The sequence below is a fragment of the Brevundimonas sp. UBA5936 genome (genome assembly GCA_002430835.1).
In the GTDB taxonomy this organism is placed as follows: domain Bacteria; phylum Pseudomonadota; class Alphaproteobacteria; order Caulobacterales; family Caulobacteraceae; genus Brevundimonas.
In genome coordinates, this window is record DJDA01000145.1 from 20833 (window position 1) to 41759 (window position 20927).

At 68.1% G+C, this 20927-nt stretch carries 16 protein-coding genes; 6 read left to right on the top strand and 10 right to left on the bottom strand.

Translation table 11 applies throughout. From position 1 onward, the window contains the following. Window positions 1-164: 164 nt before the first annotated feature. The gene (locus tag B2Y21_RS14945) at window positions 165-1337 is read left to right on the top strand and encodes an acetyl-CoA C-acetyltransferase (RefSeq protein ID WP_292060614.1); all 1173 of its coding nucleotides are present in this window, start codon (window positions 165-167) and stop codon (window positions 1335-1337) included. A gap of 218 nt (window positions 1338-1555) precedes the next feature. Here B2Y21_RS14945 and B2Y21_RS14950 read toward each other — a convergent pair whose 3' ends face one another. The 5 genes from B2Y21_RS14950 to B2Y21_RS14970 all read right to left on the bottom strand — a co-directional run bounded on the left by B2Y21_RS14950 (window position 1556) and on the right by B2Y21_RS14970 (window position 7330). Then, window positions 1556-3847, bottom strand: a complete 2292-nt coding sequence (locus tag B2Y21_RS14950; protein ID WP_292060615.1) for a S8 family peptidase — start codon at window positions 3845-3847, stop codon at window positions 1556-1558. Window positions 3848-3926: 79 nt separating this feature from the next. Then, on the bottom strand, window positions 3927-4796 hold the full coding sequence (gene dapD / locus B2Y21_RS14955; protein WP_292060616.1) for a 2,3,4,5-tetrahydropyridine-2,6-dicarboxylate N-succinyltransferase: 870 nt from the start codon (window positions 4794-4796) through the stop codon (window positions 3927-3929). Further along, entirely contained in the window at window positions 4793-5506 is a 714-nt protein-coding gene (locus tag B2Y21_RS14960; RefSeq protein WP_292060618.1) for a pyrimidine 5'-nucleotidase, read from the bottom strand. The genes dapD and B2Y21_RS14960 overlap by 4 nt, the downstream gene beginning before the upstream one ends. Beyond that, window positions 5503-6432, bottom strand: a complete 930-nt coding sequence (argB, locus tag B2Y21_RS14965; protein WP_292060619.1) for an acetylglutamate kinase — start codon at window positions 6430-6432, stop codon at window positions 5503-5505. The genes B2Y21_RS14960 and argB overlap by 4 nt, the downstream gene beginning before the upstream one ends. Window positions 6433-6505: 73 nt before the next feature. Then, a complete protein-coding gene (locus B2Y21_RS14970) occupies window positions 6506-7330 on the bottom strand; it encodes a sulfotransferase family protein (protein WP_292060621.1) in 825 nt (274 codons plus the stop codon). A 96-nt stretch (window positions 7331-7426) separates the two neighbouring features. On the opposite strand from B2Y21_RS14970, the gene B2Y21_RS14975 reads away from it, so the two are divergent. Both B2Y21_RS14975 and galE read left to right on the top strand, forming a co-directional pair. Further along, window positions 7427-9643 (top strand): AGE family epimerase/isomerase, encoded by a 2217-nt coding sequence (locus B2Y21_RS14975; RefSeq protein WP_292060622.1) that lies wholly within the window; start codon window positions 7427-7429, stop codon window positions 9641-9643. Between the two features lie 53 nt (window positions 9644-9696). Then, entirely contained in the window at window positions 9697-10668 is a 972-nt protein-coding gene (gene galE, locus B2Y21_RS14980) for a UDP-glucose 4-epimerase GalE (protein ID WP_292060641.1), read from the top strand. 18 nt (window positions 10669-10686) lie between these two features. Here the strand turns inward: galE and B2Y21_RS14985 are convergent, their stop codons facing one another. The 4 genes from B2Y21_RS14985 to B2Y21_RS15000 all read right to left on the bottom strand — a co-directional run bounded on the left by B2Y21_RS14985 (window position 10687) and on the right by B2Y21_RS15000 (window position 15329). Then, window positions 10687-11622 (bottom strand): DUF4214 domain-containing protein, encoded by a 936-nt coding sequence (locus B2Y21_RS14985; RefSeq protein ID WP_292060623.1) that lies wholly within the window; start codon window positions 11620-11622, stop codon window positions 10687-10689. A gap of 121 nt (window positions 11623-11743) precedes the next feature. Continuing rightward, a complete protein-coding gene (locus tag B2Y21_RS14990) occupies window positions 11744-12409 on the bottom strand; it encodes a hypothetical protein (RefSeq protein ID WP_292060624.1) in 666 nt (221 codons plus the stop codon). After that, window positions 12409-13530: a glycosyltransferase family 4 protein gene (locus B2Y21_RS14995; RefSeq protein ID WP_292060625.1), complete on the bottom strand. Its 1122-nt coding sequence runs from the start codon at window positions 13528-13530 to the stop codon at window positions 12409-12411. Before B2Y21_RS14995 ends, B2Y21_RS14990 begins: the two co-directional genes overlap by 1 nt. Further along, window positions 13527-15329, bottom strand: a complete 1803-nt coding sequence (locus B2Y21_RS15000) for a glycosyltransferase (RefSeq protein ID WP_292060626.1) — start codon at window positions 15327-15329, stop codon at window positions 13527-13529. The genes B2Y21_RS14995 and B2Y21_RS15000 overlap by 4 nt, the downstream gene beginning before the upstream one ends. Window positions 15330-15576: 247 nt before the next feature. On the opposite strand from B2Y21_RS15000, the gene B2Y21_RS15005 reads away from it, so the two are divergent. Genes B2Y21_RS15005 through rfbA form a run of 3 tightly spaced genes read left to right on the top strand, consistent with a single transcriptional unit; the run spans window position 15577 to window position 19843 of the window. After that, window positions 15577-18081 carry a glycosyltransferase family 2 protein gene (locus B2Y21_RS15005; RefSeq protein WP_292060627.1) on the top strand — a complete coding sequence of 835 codons (2505 nt, stop codon included), beginning with the start codon at window positions 15577-15579 and terminating at the stop codon, window positions 18079-18081. Next, entirely contained in the window at window positions 18081-18968 is an 888-nt protein-coding gene (gene rfbD / locus B2Y21_RS15010; protein WP_292060628.1) for a dTDP-4-dehydrorhamnose reductase, read from the top strand. Before B2Y21_RS15005 ends, rfbD begins: the two co-directional genes overlap by 1 nt. Beyond that, window positions 18965-19843 (top strand): glucose-1-phosphate thymidylyltransferase RfbA, encoded by an 879-nt coding sequence (gene rfbA, locus B2Y21_RS15015; RefSeq protein ID WP_292060629.1) that lies wholly within the window; start codon window positions 18965-18967, stop codon window positions 19841-19843. Before rfbD ends, rfbA begins: the two co-directional genes overlap by 4 nt. On the opposite strand, the gene B2Y21_RS15020 is transcribed toward rfbA, so the two are convergent. Then, window positions 19840-20637 (bottom strand): hypothetical protein, encoded by a 798-nt coding sequence (locus tag B2Y21_RS15020; RefSeq protein WP_292060630.1) that lies wholly within the window; start codon window positions 20635-20637, stop codon window positions 19840-19842. The genes rfbA and B2Y21_RS15020 overlap by 4 nt on opposite strands. Window positions 20638-20927 lie beyond the last annotated feature (290 nt).

Below are 20927 nucleotides of genomic sequence, written 5' to 3' on the forward strand. Positions count from 1 at the left end.
ATCACGTCTCCTTCCCCTTCTGAAAGCACGGCGTGGGGCATCGTTCCCGGCGGATGCTGCGGCGCGGCGATGACGTTTTGCTGATTGCTGCATCGCAACAGGTGACGTGCGTCTGCGAATGCGGCACAACCTCGCGCAAAGAATTTCTCCAGGGAGTGAATAAAGTGACTGACGCCGTCATCGTTTCCGCCGCCCGCACGCCGGTCGGCTCTTTCCTCGGCGCCCTGTCGACCCTTCCGGCCTCCAAGCTGGGCGAGGTCGCCATCAAGGCGGCGCTGGAACGCGCGGGCGTCGCGCCCGCTGATGTGGACGAGGTGATCCTGGGCCAGGTGCTGCAGGCGGGCGCGGGCCAGGGCCCGGCGCGTCAGGCCGCTATCGGCGCGGGCCTGGCCAATGAAACCCCGGCCTGGAGCCTGAACCAGCTGTGCGGCTCGGGCCTGCGCGCCGTAGCCCTGGCCTATCAGCAGATCGTGCAGGGCGACGCCAAGGTCGTCGTCGCGGGCGGTCAGGAGAGCATGAGCCAGTCGCCGCACACGGCCCAACTGCGCAACGGCCAGAAGATGGGCGAGCTGGCCTTCAAGGACAGCATGCTTCAGGATGGCCTGATCGACGCCTTCCACGGCTATCACATGGGCCAGACGGCCGAGAACATCGCGAACAAGTGGTCGATCGACCGCGCGTCTCAGGACGCCTTCGCCGTCGCTTCGCAGAACAAGGCCGAGGCCGCCCAGAAGGCTGGCAAGTTCGCCGACGAAATCGTCCCGGTCGTCATCTCGACCCGCAAGGGCGACGTGGTCGTGGATCAGGACGAATACATCCGCCACGGCGCCACGCTCGAGGCGATGGAGAAGCTGAAGCCCGCCTTCGTCAAGGACGGCACGGTGACGGCGGCCAACGCCTCGGGCATCAACGACGGCGCCGCCGCCCTGGTGCTGATGAGCGCCGATGAAGCCAAGGCGCGCGGTCTGGAGCCGCTGGCCCGCATCGCGTCGTGGGCCACGGCGGGCGTCGATCCGGCCATCATGGGCACCGGCCCGATCCCGGCCTCGAAGAAGGCGCTGGAGAAGGCGGGCTGGACCGTCGCCGATCTGGACCTGATCGAATCCAACGAGGCCTTCGCCGCCCAGTCGCTGTGCGTGGTCAAGGAGCTGGGCCTTGACCCGGCCAAGGTCAACGTTAACGGCGGCGCCATCGCCATCGGCCACCCGGTCGGCGCTTCGGGTGCGCGCATCCTGACCACCCTGCTGCACGAGATGAAGCGCTCGGGCGCGAAGAAGGGCCTGGCCACCCTTTGCATCGGCGGCGGCATGGGCGTGGCCCTGTGCGTCGAGCGCTAAGCGCTCCAAGGGCAAGCTGAAACAACAAAGGCCGGCGAGCGATCGCCGGCCTTTTTTCCTGCGCCCCTAATCCCCGCTCATCCCGGCGGACGCCGGGATCCAGTGCTTTGGCCTCAAGCCCTTCGTTTTGAGCTTGGCGGCTCTAAGAACCTTGAAGACTGATGCGCGTCGTTCTCACTGGATCCCGGCGTCCGCCGGGACGAGCGGGAGGTGAGTGTTCAGAACCCCCGCCGCCAGCTGCCCAGCAGGGCGTAGCCGGTCGGGGCGCCCGCGCGGTGCTGCTCCTCGCGGCTCGCCATGGCCTCCAGTTGCAGCCATGAGCCGCCGGGCAGGGCGTGCAGGCTGCGCACGCTGAAGTCGATCTGCCGCCCTGACGGCGCGGCCGAGAAGCGCCGCTCCGAGAAGGTCACCGGGTCGAAATAGTCCAGCGGCGCGTCGGCCAGATAGGCGCTGAACGTCCCGTCCTCGATTCGCAGCGGCTGGGAAATCTCCCACGTCAGACTGCGGCAGCCCAGGGCCTTGGCGAAGGACCACGTCGGACAGGCCGACTGCAACGACGCCCGCCAGGTCGAGCTGAGCGCCGGGGCCGACAGGTGCAGGAACCGCCCCTCAAGCTCGGTGCGGCCGAAACCCGCCTCGCCCGACAGGGTGAGGCCGCGTCCCAGGTCGACGTCCGCCCCGACCGCTGCAAAGCGGGTGCGCGACGGCAGGGCGAAGTCCGACTGCGTCGGCAGATAGGCCCCCAGCGGCCCCATCCGCTCGTCCAGCGCCCCGAGACTGAACGATAGGCCGCCGCTCTCGGCGCGCCAGTCCAGCCCCGCGCGGGCGTAGGTCGAGGCGTCGCGCTCAACCGGACGCAGGGGGGCGCGCCGGTCGCCTGATCCGCTCTCGGCGCTGAAGGTCAGGGCGCCGAACGACATCGCCCCGCGTAGGGCGTGATCCGCCTGGCTCAGGGCCACGAAGCCGTCGCCGGAACCGCTGCGGAACGGCGAGCGCGCCCCGCCCTGACCCTGCCAGGCCGAGAAGGACAGTCGCCCGGCCTGAACGTCGAACAGGGCCTCGCTGCGCGCCTCATCGCCCAGCCAGGGCGCGTCATAGGGGCCGTAGCGCGCCACGACCGGCTCGGGCAGTTCGACCGGCACGGCGGCGGCCAGGGACAGTCGCGTCCCGCCCGGCGTATCCATCGACACCTGCGACTGGCGCATGGGCGTCGGCGTCTCGGGCTGCCAACTGCGGCGCGGCGCCGGACCGTAAGCCAGGCCCAGGTCGACCCGGAACAGCCGCTCATACTCGTCATAGGCGATGGTGCTCAACGCCCCGGTGCGGCCCATCGCGTCCCCGAACGGCCCGCCGACGTGGGCGCCGGGCGCGATGGCGATGTTCATGGGCGCTCCCGTCGACATGGGCGCAGCGGTTGCGCCGATGGGATGGAAGGCGCGGACGATGCTCAGCAGGCCGCGGCCGTAGACGGTGTCCGTGCCTTCATCGCCGACCTCATTGGCCGTTCGCAGAAGGATTTCGACGATCTCCTTGCCTGAAAGGTTGGGGAAAGCCTCTTTCAACAGGGCCATGGCGGCGGCCACCGCAGGCGCAGAGAAGGAGGTTCCGCTGACGCGCCAGCAGGAGGTGTCCTCGCAGTCCACCACGACGTCGGCGCCGGGGGCGGACAGATACCAGTTTTGAGCGACTCCGGCGCGGTTGGAGAAGTCCGCCATCTCGTTCAGGTTGTTATGAGCCCCGACCACGATGATGCCGCCCATGAAGCGCGGGTCGACGGCGTAACGACCGGGCCAGTCGGGATTGGCCTTGCCGTCATTGCCGGACGAGACGGCGAAGATGACCCCCTGACTGATCGCGTTCTGCAGGGCGTTCTCGAACGAGGCGCCCATGGGGTCTTCCCCGCCGAGCGACAGGTTGATGATCCGGGCGCCGTTGCGAACGGCGTAGTCGATCGAATTGGCCAGATCCGAACTGCGGAAGCAGATGTCGTCGTCCACGTCCTGACAGTCGCTGATGTCGGCGCGGATCGATAGGATGGTGCTGTTGAAGGCGATCCCCACCGTGCCGAAGTCATTGTAGGGCGCGGCGATCACGCTGGCGACGCGCGTGCCGTGGCGGTCGGCGCCTTCGCGCTGGTTGCGGCCTGCGATAATGTCCGTCGACAGGGGCGAGATGTTCGTCCCCAGGTCCGGGTGGTTCATCTGGATGCCGCTGTCCACGACGGCCACTGTGACGCCCTTGCCTGTGGCGCCCTGCCGCCAGGCGGCGGCGGCTGTGGCGTTGAAGACGCCGTAGTTCCGATGAAATTCCGCCGAGTTTTCGGAAGGGCTCCCATCCAGCGGCGGAAAGGGCGGCGGGGGAGGAGGAGGCGGTGGCGGCGGGGGAGGCGGCGGCGTCACGATCCCCCCGCCGGCCCCGCCTCCGCCGCCGCCACAGGCGGCCAGGGGGAAGGCCAGCAGGCCCAAGGCCCCGATCGACACCGCCGCCCGACGCCAGCGCAACCGCTTCATCTCTTCCGCCTCCTCCCGAACCCTGAGGCGCATTAGGCCCGTGAGCGATCGGGAAGGCGAGCGAAAAAACGCCGTGTCGTCAGTCGCGCAGCAGTTCGTTGACGCCGGTCTTGGCGCGTGTCTGGGCGTCGACGCGCTTGACGATGACGGCGCAATACAGGCTCGGGCCGCCGTTCGGGTCGGGCAGGGCGCCCGGCACCACGACGGAATAGGCCGGCACCTCGCCGCGGAAGATCTCGCCCGTGGCCCGGTCGACGATCTTGGTCGAGGCCGACAGATAGACGCCCATGGCCAGGACCGCGCCTTCGCGGACGATGACGCCCTCGGCCACCTCGGCGCGGGCGCCGATGAAGCAGCCGTCCTCGATGATGGTCGGATTGGCCTGCAGCGGCTCCAGCACGCCGCCGATGCCTGCGCCGCCCGACAGGTGGACGTTCTTGCCGATCTGGGCGCACGAGCCGACCGTGGCCCAGGCGTCGACCATCGAGCCCTCATCGACATAGGCGCCGATGTTCACGAAGGACGGCATCAGCACCACGTTCTTGCCGACATAGGCGCCGCGACGAACGATCGCGCCCGGCACCGAGCGGAAGCCCGCCGCCTGATAGTCGGCGGCGCTCCAATCGCCGAACTTGTTGGGCACCTTGTCCCAGAAGGGACCGACGGCGACCGGATGATCGGCCGACAGCGGCAGGGTGGGGGCGTGGCCGGCGCGCATGACGACGTTGTCGTTCAGACGGAACGACAGCAGCACCGCCTTCTTCAGCCACTGATGCGTGCTCCACACGCCGTCGGCGCCGCGCGAGGCGACGCGCGCCTGGCCGGAGTCCAGCAGGGCCAGGGCGGTGTCGACGGCGTCTCGCACCTCGCCGCGCGTGGCGGCCGAAACTTCGGCGCGGGCTTCCCAGGCGGCCTCGATGACGGATTCCAGGTGGGTCAGGTCGGTCATTGCGGATCTCCGTCCAGCATGGCGGTGGTCAGGAAGGGGCCGAGGGAGGCGGCCCGGTGTTGGATGTGGTCGCCCTCGGCGGTGAAGGCCTTGGTTCCGACCAGCACGGTGGTCATGCCCAGGTCGCGCGCGGGCTCCAGGTTCTTGGGCGTATCCTCGAAGAAGCAGGCGGTGGCCGGATCGACGCCGAAGCGCGCCAACATCTTGTGGAAGGTGCGCGGGTCCGGCTTGGGGATCAGGTCGGCGTCTTCCAGCGCGAACACCCCGTCGAAGAAGGGCGTCAGCTCCAGCTTGTCCATCACCCGCTGGGCGTGACCGGCCGAGCCGTTGGTGAAGATCAGGCGCGGGCCCTGCAGCCGCTCCAGCGCCGCGTGCAGGCCGGGATCGGGCGCCAGCGCGTCCAGCGGCACGTCATGCACCTCGGCCAGGAAGTGATGCGGGTCGATCTCATAGTGCATCATCAGCCCGGCCAGGGAGGTGCCGTAGTCGTGCAGATAGCCGCGCTGCACCGACAGGGCCTCGGCCGATTCCAGGCCCGAGGTGCGCACGACGTACTGGTTGATGCGCTGCTCCACCTGACGCAGGAACTGCGTCTCCGGCGGGTACAGGGTGTTGTCCAGGTCGAAGACCCAGGACCGCACATGGCGCAGGTCCGCGCCGATCTCGGTAGGCGCGGTTTCAGGCGCCGTGTTCGACGCCGAACCCGTCACTTCCGCCTGACCAGGGTGCCGGCGCCGTGCTCGGTGAACAGCTCGACCAGCATGGCGTGCGGGCGGCGCCCGTCCAGGATGACCACGGCCTCGACGCCCGCGCGGATGGCGGCCATGGCCGTCTCCAGCTTGGGGATCATGCCGCCGGTGGCGACGCCCTCGTCGATCAGGCCCTGCGCCTCGTCCAGCGTCATCTGGCGGATGATCTCGCCGTCGGCGCCCTTGACCCCCGGCACGTCGGTCAGCAGCAGCATCCGCTTGGCGTGCAGGGCGCCTGCGACTGCTCCGGCCACGGTGTCGGCGTTGACGTTGTAGGTCTGGCCGTCCTCGGCCACGCCGATGGGGGCGATGACCGGCACCCAGTCTTCGGTCTCCGAGGCGATCAGGCCCTTGATCAGCTTGGGATCGACCTTGGTCGGTTCGCCGACGAAGCCCAGGTCGACTTCGTGTTCGATCATGCTGTCGGGGTCGCGCTTGGTGCGCTTGGTCTTCTCGACCGTCAGCAGGCCGGCGTCCTTGCCCGACAGGCCGACGCCGCGCACGTCGGCTTCCTTGCCTGCGACGGTGATCCAGTGGGCGATCTCCTTGTTGACCGCGCCGGACAGGACCATCTCGGCCACCGACATGGTGTCCTTGTCCGTCACGCGCAGGCCGTCGACGAAGGCCGACTTCACGCCCGCCTTGTCCAGCATGGCGCTGATCTGCGGGCCGCCGCCGTGGACCACCACGGGGTTCACGCCCATCAGCTTCAGCAGCACCACGTCCGCGGCGAACTGCTTCGCCACGGCGCTCTCGCCCATGGCGTGGCCGCCGTATTTGATGACCACGGTCTCGCGGTCATAGACCTGGATATAGGGCAGGGCCTCGGCGAGCGTCTTCGCCGTTTCCCAGCCGCGTTCCTCGGATTGCCGATCAGTCTCTATCATCGTGCGCGCTCGATAGCCCCAAGGGCGGCGGGAGTCACGCATGAAGGCGTCTGAATCAAAGACGCATCAGGGTTCAGCGCGGGGCGTCCTCGAACACGGCGCAGGCCTGGTCGAAGTCGAAGCGAAGCTCGTCCAGCGCGCGGTGCAGATCGGGGTGCTCGCCATGGCGGGACAACTGCAACAGGCCGTCATGCGCTCGGGCGATGCTGGCCGGGACCGGCGAGGTGTCCGACTGCCGCCGGAGGTCGCTGGACAGGAAGGCGTCGATCTCCGCCAAGACGGCGTCATCGAGATTGAGCGGCGTCGAGGACATCTGGCTGATTTCGGCGAAGTCCGCCCGCCATCCCGTCAGGAAGTCCGGCCACATGACGAACCGTCGGGGCAGACCGCGGGAAGCGTGCTCGGCGTCCAGAACATGACGCATCCACAGACGCAGGGCGTGGCTGCGTCCCATGGTGTTGCGCGACACCAGGGAAGCCGCGACCTCTGACGGCGCGCGGAAGGGGCTGACGATCAGAAGGTCGTACCCGGCTTCGGTGAGCGCCCGACGCCAGAAGGGAAAGAGCCGACAGATGCGCGGATCCTTCAGCACAATGGCGGCCGCGTCGCCGAACTCGTCGTGGATCAGTGCGGCGGCGTCGTTGCGCAGGCCGGGCTCGGCCAGGATCGAACGCCCCGCAAGCGTCAGCCAGTCATGCCAGTTCGACCCTTCCTGAGCGAGCAGTCGGTCGTTGAAGTCGGCGACGGCGCTGCTTTCCCAGAAGCCTTTGGGGTTGTCTTCGGCGGCCGGCATCAGGTGCTTGGGCGCCGTCGCACCCGCCAAGGCCAAGGCGCCCGCGACGGACGAGGTGCCGCTGCGATGCATCCCCAAGACGATCAGGGCCGTTTTCTTCGTCATCTTCGCCAACGCCGTTTGTCTGAAGACTGTCACTAGCGGTTCACGACAGCCTGTCCTAGCCTTCGCATTGGGGGCGCCACGGTCTAATAGGACGCGATGAATCTCTATCCAGTGATCATGTGCGGCGGCTCGGGCACCCGGTTGTGGCCCGCCTCTCGCCCCTCTCGACCCAAGCAGTTCATTCCCCTGGCGGGCAATCGATCACTGTTCCAGGAAACCGCCATGCGCGTAGCGCCGCTCGTCGGCGACGGCGTCATGGTCGTGGTCGCGGGCACGCGTCACCGGGAATGGGTCATAGAGCAGCTGGAGCAGCTGGGTCTGCAGGACCGGACCCATATTCTGCTGGAGCCCGAAGCGCGTGATTCGGCCGCCGCCATGGCCGCCGCCGCCGCCTGGACCCTGGCGCGCGATCCCGAGGCGGTGAACGTCTTCGTCGCCTCCGACCACCACGTGCCGGACCACGAGGCCTTCCGCCAGGCGGTGCGCAAGGGCGCCGCCGCGGCGGGCGCGGGACGAATCGTCACCCTGGGGGTGAAGCCGACCTCGCCTTCGACCGCCTATGGCTACATCAATCCGGAAGGGCCGGGCCTGGCGCCGGTCAAGGCCTTCCGCGAAAAGCCGGATCGCGACAGCGCGGCCGAGTTCATTCGCGACGGCTATCTGTGGAACAGCGGCAACTTCATCGTTTCGGCCGCCACCCTGGTCGAGGAGCTTGAGGCGCGCGCCCCTGGCGTGGCCGATGCGGCCAAGCGCTCCTTGGGCGACCTGGCGCCGGGGCATGTCCAGGTGCTGGGCGACGCCTTCCGCGATGCGCCCAAGATCTCCATCGACTACGCCGTGATGGAGAAGACGTTGCGCGCTTCGGTCCTGGCGGTCGATTTCGCCTGGTCGGACCTGGGCGCCTGGGACGCCATCGCCGAGACCGGCGAGGGCGAGTTCGGCTCGCACATCTTCGAGGATTCCGAAGGCTGCCTGGTTCGTGCGCCGGAAGGCGTGCTGGTCGGCGTCCTGGGGGTCAGCAACCTGGCCATCGTCGCCGAGGATGACGCCATTCTGGTCTGTGATCTGGACCGGGCTCAGGACGTGAAGAGCGTGGTCGAGCGCGTGCGCATGGCGTTCCCTCAACATCTCGATTTCCGCAAGGCCGAGCCTGAGAGCCTGGAAGTCGGCGGTCGTCGCTTCGGCGATTGGCTGAGGCAGTCCGCCCTGCCCTTGTGGGCGACGTTGGGACAGGACGAAGACGGCCGGTTCGCCGAGGCCATCAGCCTGGACGGTCATGTGATGAAGGTCGCGCGTCGTGCGCGGGTTCAGGCGCGGCAGATATGGACCTACGCCGAGGCGGGCCGCCTCGGGTGGAGCGGGCCCTGGCGGCGCGCCGTCCGTCTGGGCGCCGAACGGTTGGCGACCGAGTATCTGCGTGCGGACGGCCTGTGCCGGACATTGCTGACGGCGGACGGCGCGTCGCTGGACGATACCGCCATGCTCTACGATCAGGCGTTCGTGCTTTTGGCGCTGCAATCGGCGCGTGCGCAGGCGACGGATCCGGCGGACATCGAACAGCGCGCCCTTCAGATCCGCGACATTCTGCAATCCCAGCGCTTGTCGGACGGCGGATGGCAGGAGCAGGGAGAGCATCCCTATCAGGCGAACGCCCATATGCACCTGTTGGAAGCCTGCCTGGCCTGGGAAGAAGGCGGCGGCGACGCCGGCTGGGCTGAAATGGCGGATGAGGTGGTGCGCCTGGCGCTCACGCGCTTCATTGATCCGACCGGCGGCTTCCTGCGGGAGTTCTTCGATGCGGCCTGGCGTCCGGCGACCGGCGAAGAGGGCCGTCTCGTCGAGCCGGGGCATCAGTTCGAATGGGCCTGGCTGCTGACGCGGTACGCCCGTCTGCGCGGCGATACGGCTCTGTTGGGCCATGCGCGGCGGCTGTATGATTTCGGCGTCAAGGGCGTCAGCGACAGCCGTGTCGCGCTGGACGCCATCAACGCCGATGGGCGCCCACGGGGCGAACGCGCTCGCCTCTGGCCGCAAACCGAATGGTTGAAGGCCGCGCTGATCCTGGCGGAGACCGCCGAGGACGGCGAACGCCGCCGCTACCTGGCCGATGCGTCCGACGCGCTGCGGGCCTTGTGGCTCTATCTGACGCCGAACGGGGCCTGGCGCGACAAGCGGCTGGGCCGCAAGGGCTTCATGAACGAGGCGGCGCCGGCCAGCTCCTTCTATCACATCATGGGGGCGTTCGGGCAGCTGAGCGCCAGCGCCCGCCGTCTTGGCCTGACGGTCGGCGACACGAGCAAGCCCCTGAGCTGAGCCGAACTGAGCCGTGTTGAGCGGCCGGTCGGCTAATGGAGAGAGCCATGACGATGAACAATGTCCTGGTCACGGGCGGCGCCGGCTATATCGGCAGCCATACCTGCATGCGCCTCGCTGAGGCCGGCTTTCAGCCGGTGGTCTTCGACAATCTGTCGAACGGGCACAGGGAGGCCGTGCAATGGGGACCGCTGGAGGAAGGCGACGTCCGTTCGCCCTCGGACGTTCAGCGTGCCTTGGAGCGGTGGCGGCCGGTCGGCGTGATCCACTTCGCGGCCTTGATCGAGGTCGGCCTGTCGTTCGATCAGGTCAGCGATTTCTACGCCGTGAACGTGGGCGGCGCGCTCAATGTCCTGGCCGCCATGAGCGCGGCGGGCGTGGCGCCTTTCGTCTTCTCCTCGACCTGCGCCACCTATGGCGAGCCGCAGTATCTGCCATTGGACGAGGCCCATCCGCAGCAGCCGATCAATCCCTATGGCCGCACCAAGCTGGCGGTCGAACAGGCGCTGGCGGACCTGGCGCGTTTCGGGACGATCCGCCCGATCATCCTGCGCTACTTCAACGCCGCGGGCGCCGATCCGGAGGGCCGTATCGGCGAGCGGCATGAACCCGAGACTCACGCCCTTCCCCTGGCCATCCAGACGGTGCTGGGGCAAAGGGCGACCTTCTCAATCTTCGGCCAGGACTATGACACGCGTGATGGCACGGCCTTGCGCGACTATGTCCATGTTCTCGATCTGGCGGACGCTCACGTGCTGGCGCTGCAACGCCTGCTGGACGGCGCGCCGGGCGGGGACGCCTTCAATCTGGGCACGGGCGCCGGAACGACGGTGAAGGAGTTGGTCGCGGCGGTGAAGCAGGCCAGCGGCCGTCCGTTGCCGACCGTGCCGCAGCCGCGCCGCCAGGGGGATGCGCCCAGCCTCGTGGCCGACAATGCGGCCGCCGCCCAGACGCTGGGCTGGCGACCGCAATGGGGCCTGGCCGATATGGCTCGGCACGCCTGGAACTGGCACGCGAAAGGCTGAACGCGCGCCGCCTAGAGGTCAGACCAGGGCGGCGGCCAGGGCCTGGCGCTCTTCGTCCGTGAGGATGCGCTTCAGAAGAACCGGCAGGCGGTCCTTGAACTCGGGGCTTTCCATGCAGCTGCGCAGGTCGTCGCGATAGGTGCGGTCCCCATTGCGCAACGCGGCGAGCGAGGACACGCGGCCGCCAGGGTCCGGGTTGCGCCCGAACATCACCTGATAGACGGCTTCGACAAACTCTTCGTTCGCCTCTTCGCGCTCGCCCTGGTGCTCGCGTCGGGGGAGAGCCGACGTATCCAGGCCCGCCGCGGCCAGGCTCTGGTTTACGGCTTCTTCGATCCGCTTGACCCGTAGCCACATCGGGCCAGCGTCGCGCACGATTTGTCGAATGAAGCGAGAGTTCCAGTTGAAGACACCTTCGTCACGCAGAAGCGCCGCTTCGAAACCGTCGATGGCGTTCATCGAGTCGTGAAGGATCGCCTGATCGTCGATCACATCGCCCCAAACCTGCTCGGCGGACAGCACGTCGAGGGGCGGGGCCATGAATTTTTCGAACCACAGATCGACGAGTTTGCGGCCCTTGGCGTGGCCCAGATTGATGGCGAACACGCCGGCGTTGATGTCCCACCAGCGCGGCGGCGTCAGGCCGCTGGGAGCGGCGATCAGGGCGTATTGGTTCCGTTCGGCGAGATAGGCGCCGATGTCGAACGACAGGTCGGCGATGTAGGCGTCCGCATCGACATAGATGATCCAGCCGTCATAGCCGCTCTCGACGTAGGATTTCAGAATCGGGATTCGATTCAGGGAAGCATGCCAGGGCTGGGCGCCGCGCTTGATGCCGTAGAAGCACTCGTAGGCGTGGCCGAATTTTTCGCAATAGGCCTTCAGCGACAGCGAGGATCGGTCGATCAGCGGGCGATATTTCGAGACGTCGGACGTCTGGATGAACGTAATCATGTCGTGGCTTGCGACCCTTTGCTTGGCGAGCGCAGTTCGGCGGGGGAGGGGGGAAACGGCTTCGCCTGATGGCGATAAAGAAGAAGGCTTGGCGGGCTTATGGCGGTGGAGCTGTTAGGCTCTACAGCAAGCCGGTGGTGTCGAACCGGAAGTCCGGATGATAGGGGCCGGGCAGCTGGCCGGCCCATTTCGAACCGAATTCGTCGCTCCACACCAAATCGTCCAGATAGGCGGATATCCGCTTTTCGTCCTCGACGATCTCGCCGTCAGGGTGGGCGGCCGCCTCGTCAGGCCAGCGGCCGAACAGGGTCAGATAGGCCATGTCCCGGAACGACTGGGCACCGTGGCGGCGATAGTGATTCATGGCAAAGGGCAGCAACTGCTCCAGACCGGGGCAGCTGCGCGGTGCGCGGACTTCGCTCAGCAACTCCTCCACGCTCAGCGAGCGGGTGACGCTGGGGGGCGGGGGCATGTCCTCGGCGTCGAGCGACAGCGATTTCAGGATGCGGCCCGAGACGGCGCAGGCGACTTCGACCCGTTCGCCCAGGGCGATGGCCGCGCGCAGGCCATGCAGCTCGAACCCGCACCAGCCGCTGCGCAGGCCTTCCTTGGCTGCGGCCGCAGAGAAGCCGCCGGCGACGGCGAAGCTGATGGGGGTGTCGTTCGCGGACAGGCGCAGAAGGCAGGGGCCGCCTGACTGGGGCGCGGCGTAGCCGAAGACGCGCGCGCCTTCGATCAGCACTTCGGACACAGCCACGGGGGCGTTGGAATAATGGGGGCTGGTCATCACTGCTCCTTCACCCAGCGCGCGATTTCCGCATAGCAACGCTCCCAGCCGTGGGGGGCTGTGCGCTGCAGGAGGTCGGGGATCGACTGCCCGGCCGAGCGCGTCTGAACGGCGCGAAGTTCGGCGGTCCGCAGCGCTTGGGCGAACTCGAACGGTTCGGTCGGGTCGAAGAAGACGCATTGCTCGGGGAAGACTTCCGGCATGCTCGAGCTGTTGGAGCAGACCGTCACCTTGCCCAGGGCGCCGGCTTCCAGAACCGGCAGGCCGAAGCCCTCGAAGAAGGACGGATAGATGCAGAAGGCGCTGTTCAGCATCAGCGCCGTGCGCTCTTCATTCGAGATGAAGCCGGTGAACAGGATGCGGTCGGCGGCGACCCCCGCGCCATCCAGGCGCTTCATCAGCCGGGTCTTCTCGTCCAGCCAGCCGTCACGGCCGACGAAGACGACCTTATATCGCGAGGCGAAGCCCGGATCGGTCATCAGATAGTCGAAGATCAGGCTGCCGTTCTTGCGCGGCTCCAGGGTGCCGATGACCACGACATAGGGTTCGACCGACAGTTCGGGGCGCAGTTGCAGGGCCCCGGCGCTGAGCTCGTTCGGTTCGAACTCGCAGCCCAGGCGGATGACGGACATCTCCGAGCGCGGCTTGCCGAAATAGGCCTCGACGTCGGTCAGGGTCGCACGCGACACGCAGAACAGATGTTCAGACGTCTCCACGTCGGATCGAATCCGGTTGGCGAAGTGGAAGATGTTCTCGGCGTTGTGGAACTGCGGCGTCACGACCGGGCTGAGGTCGTGGATGATGGCGGCTTCCTTGCCGAAGTAGCGGCGCACCGGCTTGATGTTCGGGAAGACGGCGACCATTTCGGCCGCCTCGGCCTGCGGGATCGGCGCCACGTCCCAGACCAGTTGCGACAGGGCGTCCAGCCCGCCCGCGCCGGAGCGCTGACGCAGGAATTTCACCACCAGGTCGCGCGGCAGGGGCACGGTCTCGTGGGTGAAGACCCAGTCGATGCTCTGGTCTTCCAGGGCGTGGCGGACCAGGGCGGCCACGACGTTGGGAATGCCGGTCCAGTGCTCTTCGAACAGGGCGCCGACATCGAGGACTGCCTTACGCGTCATGCCTGGCCTCCCTGGGCCTTGAGCTGTTCAACCGTGCTCCAGAAGCGCTCGGCGAAGGGCGCGAGACCGAACTGGTTGCGAACCTCCTCGAAGGCCGCCGAAGACCTGTGGGCGTAATCGGCGTCTTCCAGCGCCACGGCCCGCTCCAGCGAGGCGCGGACGTCTTCTGCGGCGACGTAGTTGGTGTCCGTCCCGAACATCCGGTAGCGGGCGGCCAGGCGGATATCCAGCGGGCGCGGTTCGGACGGAATGACGACGGCGTCGTTTTCGGAAATATAGTCGCTCATGGCGGTGTGATTGACCGTCACCGGCACCACGCCCCGGCCCATGGCCTCGATCAGCGGCAGGTTCTGTCCCTCGGCGTAGGAGGTGCAGACATAGTAGGTCGCCGCGTCATAGAGACGGTTCAGCTCATTGCGCGTCAGCACCGAGTCGGTCAGCCAGATACGGTCGCTGACCATGGGCGGGATCAGGCGGCCGGCGTCCGAAACCTGTTCTTCCATCAGGATGCGGTTGGCCAGGCGCTTGGCGCGGTGCGGCGTCGTCATCTTCAGCAGCAGAAGTGCGTTCGGGCGCTGCTCCAGGAAGCGCATGAACCCGGTTAGCATGGGCTCGATCTGCTTGCGGTAGTCGTGGACGTTGAAGACGCTGAGGAAGATCTCCGGCCGCTCCTCTCCGTCCAGCGACGACAGGATGGCGGGCAGGGAGATGGCCTTGTTGCGCGCCGCGTGGTCCAGCATGGGCTGAAGGCGCGGCAGGATGCTCAGCGGCTCCCAGTTGATCCCGGCCAGATCGCGGCCGATGCGTTCCAGTTCGCGCAGGTCGGGGCGGTGCGAACGCGGGCGACGGGCCAGGTTCGACAGGACCGGCGAGGGCACACGCGTGGCCGGCTTGGTGATCTGGGCGGCGACGGCGGCCGTCGCGTGATGCGAGGTGACCCACAGCTCGTCCGCGACGTCCAGCATCTGGGCCTGGTCGGCGAAGGCGTGGTGGCTGAAGGCTTCGGTCGGCAGGCGCAGCCGGTCGAACTCCCAGGCGAAGCAGTTGATGTTGTAGGCGCCCTTCAGCACCCGCATCCGCTCGGGCGGATAGAAGCCCAGGTGGATGTTGATCTCGGCGCCCGACCGGTCGCGGATGTCCGAGATGTACTCCGGCTTGTCGATCACCGTGTAATCGACCTCCATCTCCTCGAAGGCCTGGATGAAGCCGCGCATGGCGAAGGAGTAGGAATAGTCGGCGGCGCCCAGACCGGCCGAGGCCGCTTCCTTGTCGCCCTCGTGAACCTGGCCGCCGGGCACCGAGAGGAAGACCCGCAGGGGCGCCTTGGGCGCGCTGGGGTTGGCGCCGCGGAAAACGGCGGTGTTGTCGATCCGCCGGAACAGCTTCAGCTGCAGCGCGATCTCGTCGGCGGCGGGATGGCCAAGAGCGGCGGCCGTCTCGAACTCGCGCGCGGCGGTGTCGAAATCACCGCGGATCTTGGCCAGGTGGCCGAGTTGCAGAGCCGCCTCGGCGCTGTTCCCGTCCAGTTCCCGAGCCTTGGCGTAGGCTTCCGCCGCGCGGGCGTGGAAGCCGGCTTCCTTCAGCGCATGGCCGTACTGGATCCAGACGCCGGGCTTGGCGGGCTCCATCGCGCAGATCTGGCGCCGGTAGAGCACGTCCAGCGCCCAGTCCCGCTGAGTGCGGGCCTTTTCGGCCTGACGTTTCAAGTCCTGTGTTGAGCGGCGACGGCCGGTCAGGGGAGCGCTCAGCTCCGCGAGACTCCGGGCGATGCCCTGAGGCATCGGTATCTTGTCACTCATCAACGGCTCCCGAAGCGTCTGGAAATGCGGCCGGCCGACCCTGCACGCGGCAGACCAAGTCCTGTCCGTATCGTCAAGCCCTGCTGCAGCGAATATATCGACGGTTTATATCGAGGCGAGCCGGGATCGTCGATTCATCTGCAAGACGTAACGCCATGAGCCTGCATCGACGAAGCGACAGGAGCGGTCTAGAGACGGGCAGTCTTACGGGGGTGATGGTTTTATGACGGCAGGGAAAGAGGCGGACGTGCACGCTTGGGGCGAAGAGGATGTCCGCAGCCTGTACCGGTTCGCCCTGCGACGCGAGGCCGAGTCGGAAGAGACCGTCCGTGACATGCGGGCCTGGTCGCCGGACAGGCTGGTGCGCACCTTCTTCACCTCGCCGGAATTTCTGGGGCCCCTGGAAGCCGCCTTCCAAAGGGGCGATCGTCCCTGGGGCGAGGAGGGCGGCGTGCCTGACCAGGCCATCCGGGCCTGGGCGGCGGCGCGACTGCCTTTGTCGGATGAGGGGCAGGCGGCGCTACGCCGGGCGCCGGCGTCATGGGCGCGTGTCTATTGGCTCCTGTTCAGCGATCTGGAGTTCGGCCAGGTCGTCAGCGCAGACCTGATCGGCGGCCCTCAAGGGGTGGCGCGGCTGGAGGCCGCCGCTGCGGTGGACGGTCGCGTCGAACAGGTGGACGGACATATGGTCCGGGGCTGGGCGGTTCGCCTGGATCATCTCGAAGAACCGGCGGTCGTGGAGGTCTGGTCGGACGGCGCCTTCTACAGCGCGGTGACGGCCGACCTGTTTCGGCGCGACATTCAGGATCGGCTCGGCGGCGATGGACGGGCCGGCTTCCAGCTTAATCTGCCTGCGGGCGTAAGCCGCGGCCACGGCGGCGGGATCGAGATTCAGGTTCAGGGCGTCGTCATCGGGCGCGTTCAGCTGCACCGTGATGAACTGGCGTTGGACGACATGGCGGCCGCCGCGCGGGAACTGGCGGAGGTCCGCGCCCTGCTCGAGCGGCTCGAGGCGCGGATGCCCTGGGTCGAGGCCAGCCTGGCTCAGCCCCTGTCCAACTATGAGGCCTATGCGGCGAGCTGGCGCGATACCGGTCTGGACGCCGCCGCGTCATCGCGTCGCAGTCTCGCGGTGGTCGACGCCGTCGGCGCTTCGCCGCGCGAACTTGACGACACGGTCCGCAGCCTGATGGCGCAAACCGTGCCGCCGGACGCATTGTCGATCGCCCTGGTCGTCGACAGCGGTCAGGCCGCCTTCGCAGAGGATCTGCGTAACCGCTGCGCCTGGCAGGGGCTGGGAGGGGTGTCGGTCCATGCCGTCGAGGCGACGTCTGCGGCCAGGCGCATCATGGCGGCGGTGGAGCAGGTCGGAGCGCGCGGCGAGGACTGCCTGCTGATCCGTGCGGGCGACGAGCTGGCACCGGGCGCCCTGCGCCGGATCAACGCTCGCATGGATCGCAACGCCAGGGTGCAGGCGGTCTATTTCGACGAGGACCGTTTCCTGGACGGCGAGCAGGAAAAGGATCCGGCCCTGCGCCGCCGCGCCGATCCGCTGCTCAAGCCGGGTTTTGATCGCGATCTGCTGCTTCAGACGCCCTATGTCGGCCGGTGCGCGGCCTTCCGCACCGACGCCCTGCGCCGTCACGGCCTTGATGAAGCCGCGGGCGATGATTTCGCGGCCGAGCTCATGCTTCGCATCGACGCCGGCGGCGGCGCGATCGACCATGTCGGCCGGGTGCTGCTGACCCGCTGGAGCTCGACGCCGTCGGCTGCGTCGTGGCGGTCGGCGGTCGAGGCGCATGCGCGCGCCGAGGGCGCGGCGGTTCTGGATCACGAAGACGAACTGGGCGCTCAGGTTCCAGGGGCTGTCCGCCTGCGTCGCCGCGCCGATGCGGCCAAGGCCTGCATCATCATCGCCACCAAGGACGCCCTCGATCTGCTGCGGCCCTGCGTCGAGAGCATTCAGGCGAACCGCGCGGCCAACGCCACGCCCCATGAATTGCTGATCATCGACCATCAGAGCCAGGACCCGCAGACCCAGGCCTATCTGGCGGACCTTGAGGCGGCCGGAGAGGCGCGCGTCATGCCGTACGAAGGGGAGTTCAACTGGGCGCTGATGAACAACCTCGCCGCGGCCCAGACCGACGCCGAGGTGCTGGTCTTCCTCAACAACGACACCGTGGTCCGCACCCGCGACTGGCTGGATGAGCTGGTCAGCCAGGCCCAGCGTCCCGAGGTCGGCGTCGTCGGCTGTCGCCTGCTCTATGAAGACGGCACCATCCAGCACGCAGGCTTTGTGGCGCGCGATGAGGTCTACTCCTTCCTGATCCACGAGGGCGTGGGCGACAGCGGCGACGACGGCGGCTACCTGGGCCGCCATGCCCTGTTGCACGCTTGCGTCGCGGTGACGGGGGCCTGCATCGCGGTTCGCGCCGAGGCGTTCCGCGCCCTGGGCGGGTTCGATTCCGCCAGCTTCCCGGTCGAGGGCAATGACGTGGACCTGTGCCTGCGCGCCCAGGCCGAGGGGCTGAAAGTCCTCTACGACCCCTATGCGACGCTCTACCATCTGGAGTCCAAGTCGCGCGGCTTCAACACCGATCCCGTGCGCCAGGCCCGCGCCGAGGCGGCGTCGCGTCTGCTGTGGAATCGCTGGGGCCAGCGGTTCAGCCGCGACCCCGGCTTCAATCCGCATTTCGACCGGCTGTCGCGGCCCTTCTCGCGGCTGCGGCCGCCGCCGTCCTACGCGGGCTGATGACGGGGCCGGTCCTGATCCTCGGCGCCGGCGGCCAGGTCGGCCGCGCGACCCTCGCCGCCCTGGCGCGCGCGGGGCGGTCTGTCGTGGGCCTGAACCGAAGCGAACTGGACATCACCGACCCGGCCGCCGTTGAGGCGGCCTTCGCGCGCATCCGCCCCGCCGCGGCGATCAATGCGGCGGCCTATACGGCGGTGGATCGGGCCGAAGCCGAGCCCGAGGCGGCCGAGGCCGCCAACGCCCGCGCTCCGGGTCTCATCGCCGCCGCCGCCCGCCGCCATGACGCCGCCCTGATCCATCTGTCGACGGACTATGTCTTCGACGGCCGCAAGGGCGCGCCCTATGACGAGGCCGACCCGACCGCGCCCCTGTCCGCCTATGGCCAAGGCAAGCGAGCGGGGGAGGAGGCGGTCCTGCGGTCGGGCGTGCGGGGTCTGGTCGTGCGGACCTCCTGGCTGCTGTCGACGGACGGTTTCGTCGACGCCATCCTGTCGCGCGCCCAGGCCGGGGAGGCCTTGCAGGTCGTCCAGGATCAGACGGGCCGCCCCACCCTGGTCGACGACCTGGCCGAGGCGCTCGCCGTCCTGGCCCAGGCGGAACACCTGCCCGAGCCCGCCCGAATCTATCACTATGCGGGGGCGGCCGACGCGACCTGGTTCGAGGGGGCCGACGTCCTGCTGGACGCCTTGAGCGCCCGCACCGGCGCCGCGCGCCCCGCCACGACCGGCATCGCCACGGCGGCCTGGAAGGCGCCGGCGCCCCGCCCCCCGGACGCCCGGCTCGACAGCCGTCGGATCGCGGCTGATTTCGGCGTGCGGAGCCGTGACTGGCGAGACGCCGCGCCGGGACTGGTCGAGGCTTGGTTGAAGAAGGATCAAAGCCGATGAAGGGCATCATTCTGGCCGGAGGCGCCGGCTCGCGCCTGCATCCCATGACCACGGCCGTGTCGAAGCAGTTGATGCCGGTCTACGACAAGCCGCTGATCTACTATCCGCTGACCACCCTGATGCTGGCGGGCATCCGCGAGATCCTGGTCATCACCACCCCGCGCGATCAGGCGGCCTTCCAGGCCCTGCTGGGCGACGGCGGCCAGTGGGGGATCAGCCTGACCTTCGCGGTTCAGGACCAGCCGCGCGGCCTGGCCGACGCCTATCGCCTGGGGGCGGATTTCGTGGACGGCCGTCCCTCGGCCCTGATCCTCGGCGACAACATCTTCTACGGCCACGGCGCAGGCCGGGCGTTCGGCGACGCGGCCGCCGCCCTGGACAAGGCCTGCGGCGCCAGGGTCTTCGCCTATCGCGTGGCCGATCCCGCCCGCTACGGCGTGGTCGAACTGGACGGCGAGGGGCGCCCTGTCTCCATCGAGGAAAAGCCCCGAACCCCCCGCTCGCCCTGGGCGGTGACGGGCCTCTACTTCTACGACGGCCAGGCGCCCGAGATCGCCGCCAGGCTCAAGCCCTCCGCGCGCGGCGAGCTGGAGATCACCGACCTGAACCGCGCCTATCTGGAGCAGGGCCGCCTGGGGGTCGAGCGTCTGGGGCGCGGCTTCGCCTGGCTGGACACGGGCACGCCCGACAGTCTGCTGGACGCCGCCGCCTTCGTCCGCACCCTCGAACAGCGCCAGGGCTTCAAGATCGCCTGCCCCGAAGAGGTCGCCTGGCGCATGGGCTGGATCGACGCCGCCGCGCTTCAGCGCCTGGCCGAGGGCTTCGGCGCCGCCGACTACGGCGCCTATCTGCGGGGGCTTCTGACGGCGGGTTAGAGCGGCTGCCCGCGATAGCGGATCGCCAGCGGCACCGTCAGCGTCATCTCGTGCGAGACGCCGTGCTCCCACAGTCCGTCCTCGCCCCAACAGTCGCCGTGGTCGGCGCACATCAGGATCGTCGCCCCGTGGAAACGCTCGATCAGGGCGGCGATCTCGCGATCGACATATTCGACGCAGGCGATCTGGCGCCGCCGACATTCGGCTGACCGGTCCTCGGTCTGGAAGGGGACGCACGGGTTGTCGTCCCGCGACCACGGCGCGCCTTCATAGTGGTAGGGCACATGGGTCTCGCCGATATTGGCGAAGACGAAGACCGGCTGCTCGCCGGCCTCGGCCAACTGCTCCTCGATCCAGCGGACCTGCGGCTTCACCCCCTGATGGCCGACGAACTGAAAGGCGTCGAAGCCGCGCCTCAGCGCCGCCGACACCGCCGTCTCTGGATCGAACCAGCCCATGGCGGCCGTGCCGATGGTGCGATGCCCGGCGTTGCGGAACCCGTCCACGATGTTGTCGCCCGCCAGCAGGAAGCCGGGCGGCGCCGCCCCTGGGTGCCCGGCGTAGTTCAACCGAAACAGCCGCGCGAACTTGGGGTTGAAGAAGGGGGTCTGTTCCTCGGCCACGCCGGGCGTGAAGCCGACGAACATGGCGGCGTGCGAGCCATAGGTGAAGTGCGAGGGCGCCTTGGCGCGACGGACCGGCGCAATGCCGTTCAGCGCCGGCGCATCAGCGGCCGTGAAGGCGTCGTGACGGCACGAGTCCAGGGAAAGAAACAGGACGCTGTCGGGGTTCATCTTCGTTCAAAAGGCGCGGCGAACGCTGTAGGGAGCGCTCTGTCTCCACGGCTTTGGCCTGTCGCGCCACGCCGTGCAAGGCCCGACCGCTGACGGTCCGGGCGGCGAAGGCTTTCATGCAACAAAATTGTGTCTTAGCTTGACAGTAATCGGCTGACAAACCAGATATCTTCGAACGACGATACCGAATCGGAAGAATCGTCGAAAAAGACTCGCTGAACGAAAGTCAATTTCGAATTTCCAAATAAGCGCTTAATGCAATTGGAAAAATAGCGACAAAAGAGCCGCGA

Bases quoted from the DNA above. Each gene is read 5' to 3' on its own strand.
- rfbD (WP_292060628.1), top strand. From the start codon at position 18,081: ATGACGGGGCCGGTCCTGATCCTCGGCGCCGGCGGCCAGGTCGGCCGC.
- B2Y21_RS14970 (WP_292060621.1), bottom strand. From the start codon at position 7,330: ATGACGAAGAAAACGGCCCTGATCGTCTTGGGGATGCATCGCAGCGGC.
- B2Y21_RS15020 (WP_292060630.1), bottom strand. From the start codon at position 20,637: ATGAACCCCGACAGCGTCCTGTTTCTTTCCCTGGACTCGTGCCGTCAC.
- B2Y21_RS14950 (WP_292060615.1), bottom strand. From the start codon at position 3,847: ATGAAGCGGTTGCGCTGGCGTCGGGCGGCGGTGTCGATCGGGGCCTTG.
- B2Y21_RS14985 (WP_292060623.1), bottom strand. From the start codon at position 11,622: ATGATTACGTTCATCCAGACGTCCGACGTCTCGAAATATCGCCCGCTG.
- B2Y21_RS14975 (WP_292060622.1), top strand. From the start codon at position 7,427: ATGAATCTCTATCCAGTGATCATGTGCGGCGGCTCGGGCACCCGGTTG.
- B2Y21_RS14995 (WP_292060625.1), bottom strand. From the start codon at position 13,530: ATGACGCGTAAGGCAGTCCTCGATGTCGGCGCCCTGTTCGAAGAGCAC.
- galE (WP_292060641.1), top strand. From the start codon at position 9,697: ATGAACAATGTCCTGGTCACGGGCGGCGCCGGCTATATCGGCAGCCAT.
- rfbA (WP_292060629.1), top strand. From the start codon at position 18,965: ATGAAGGGCATCATTCTGGCCGGAGGCGCCGGCTCGCGCCTGCATCCC.
- B2Y21_RS14990 (WP_292060624.1), bottom strand. From the start codon at position 12,409: ATGACCAGCCCCCATTATTCCAACGCCCCCGTGGCTGTGTCCGAAGTG.
- argB (WP_292060619.1), bottom strand. From the start codon at position 6,432: ATGATAGAGACTGATCGGCAATCCGAGGAACGCGGCTGGGAAACGGCG.
- dapD (WP_292060616.1), bottom strand. From the start codon at position 4,796: ATGACCGACCTGACCCACCTGGAATCCGTCATCGAGGCCGCCTGGGAA.
- B2Y21_RS15000 (WP_292060626.1), bottom strand. From the start codon at position 15,329: ATGAGTGACAAGATACCGATGCCTCAGGGCATCGCCCGGAGTCTCGCG.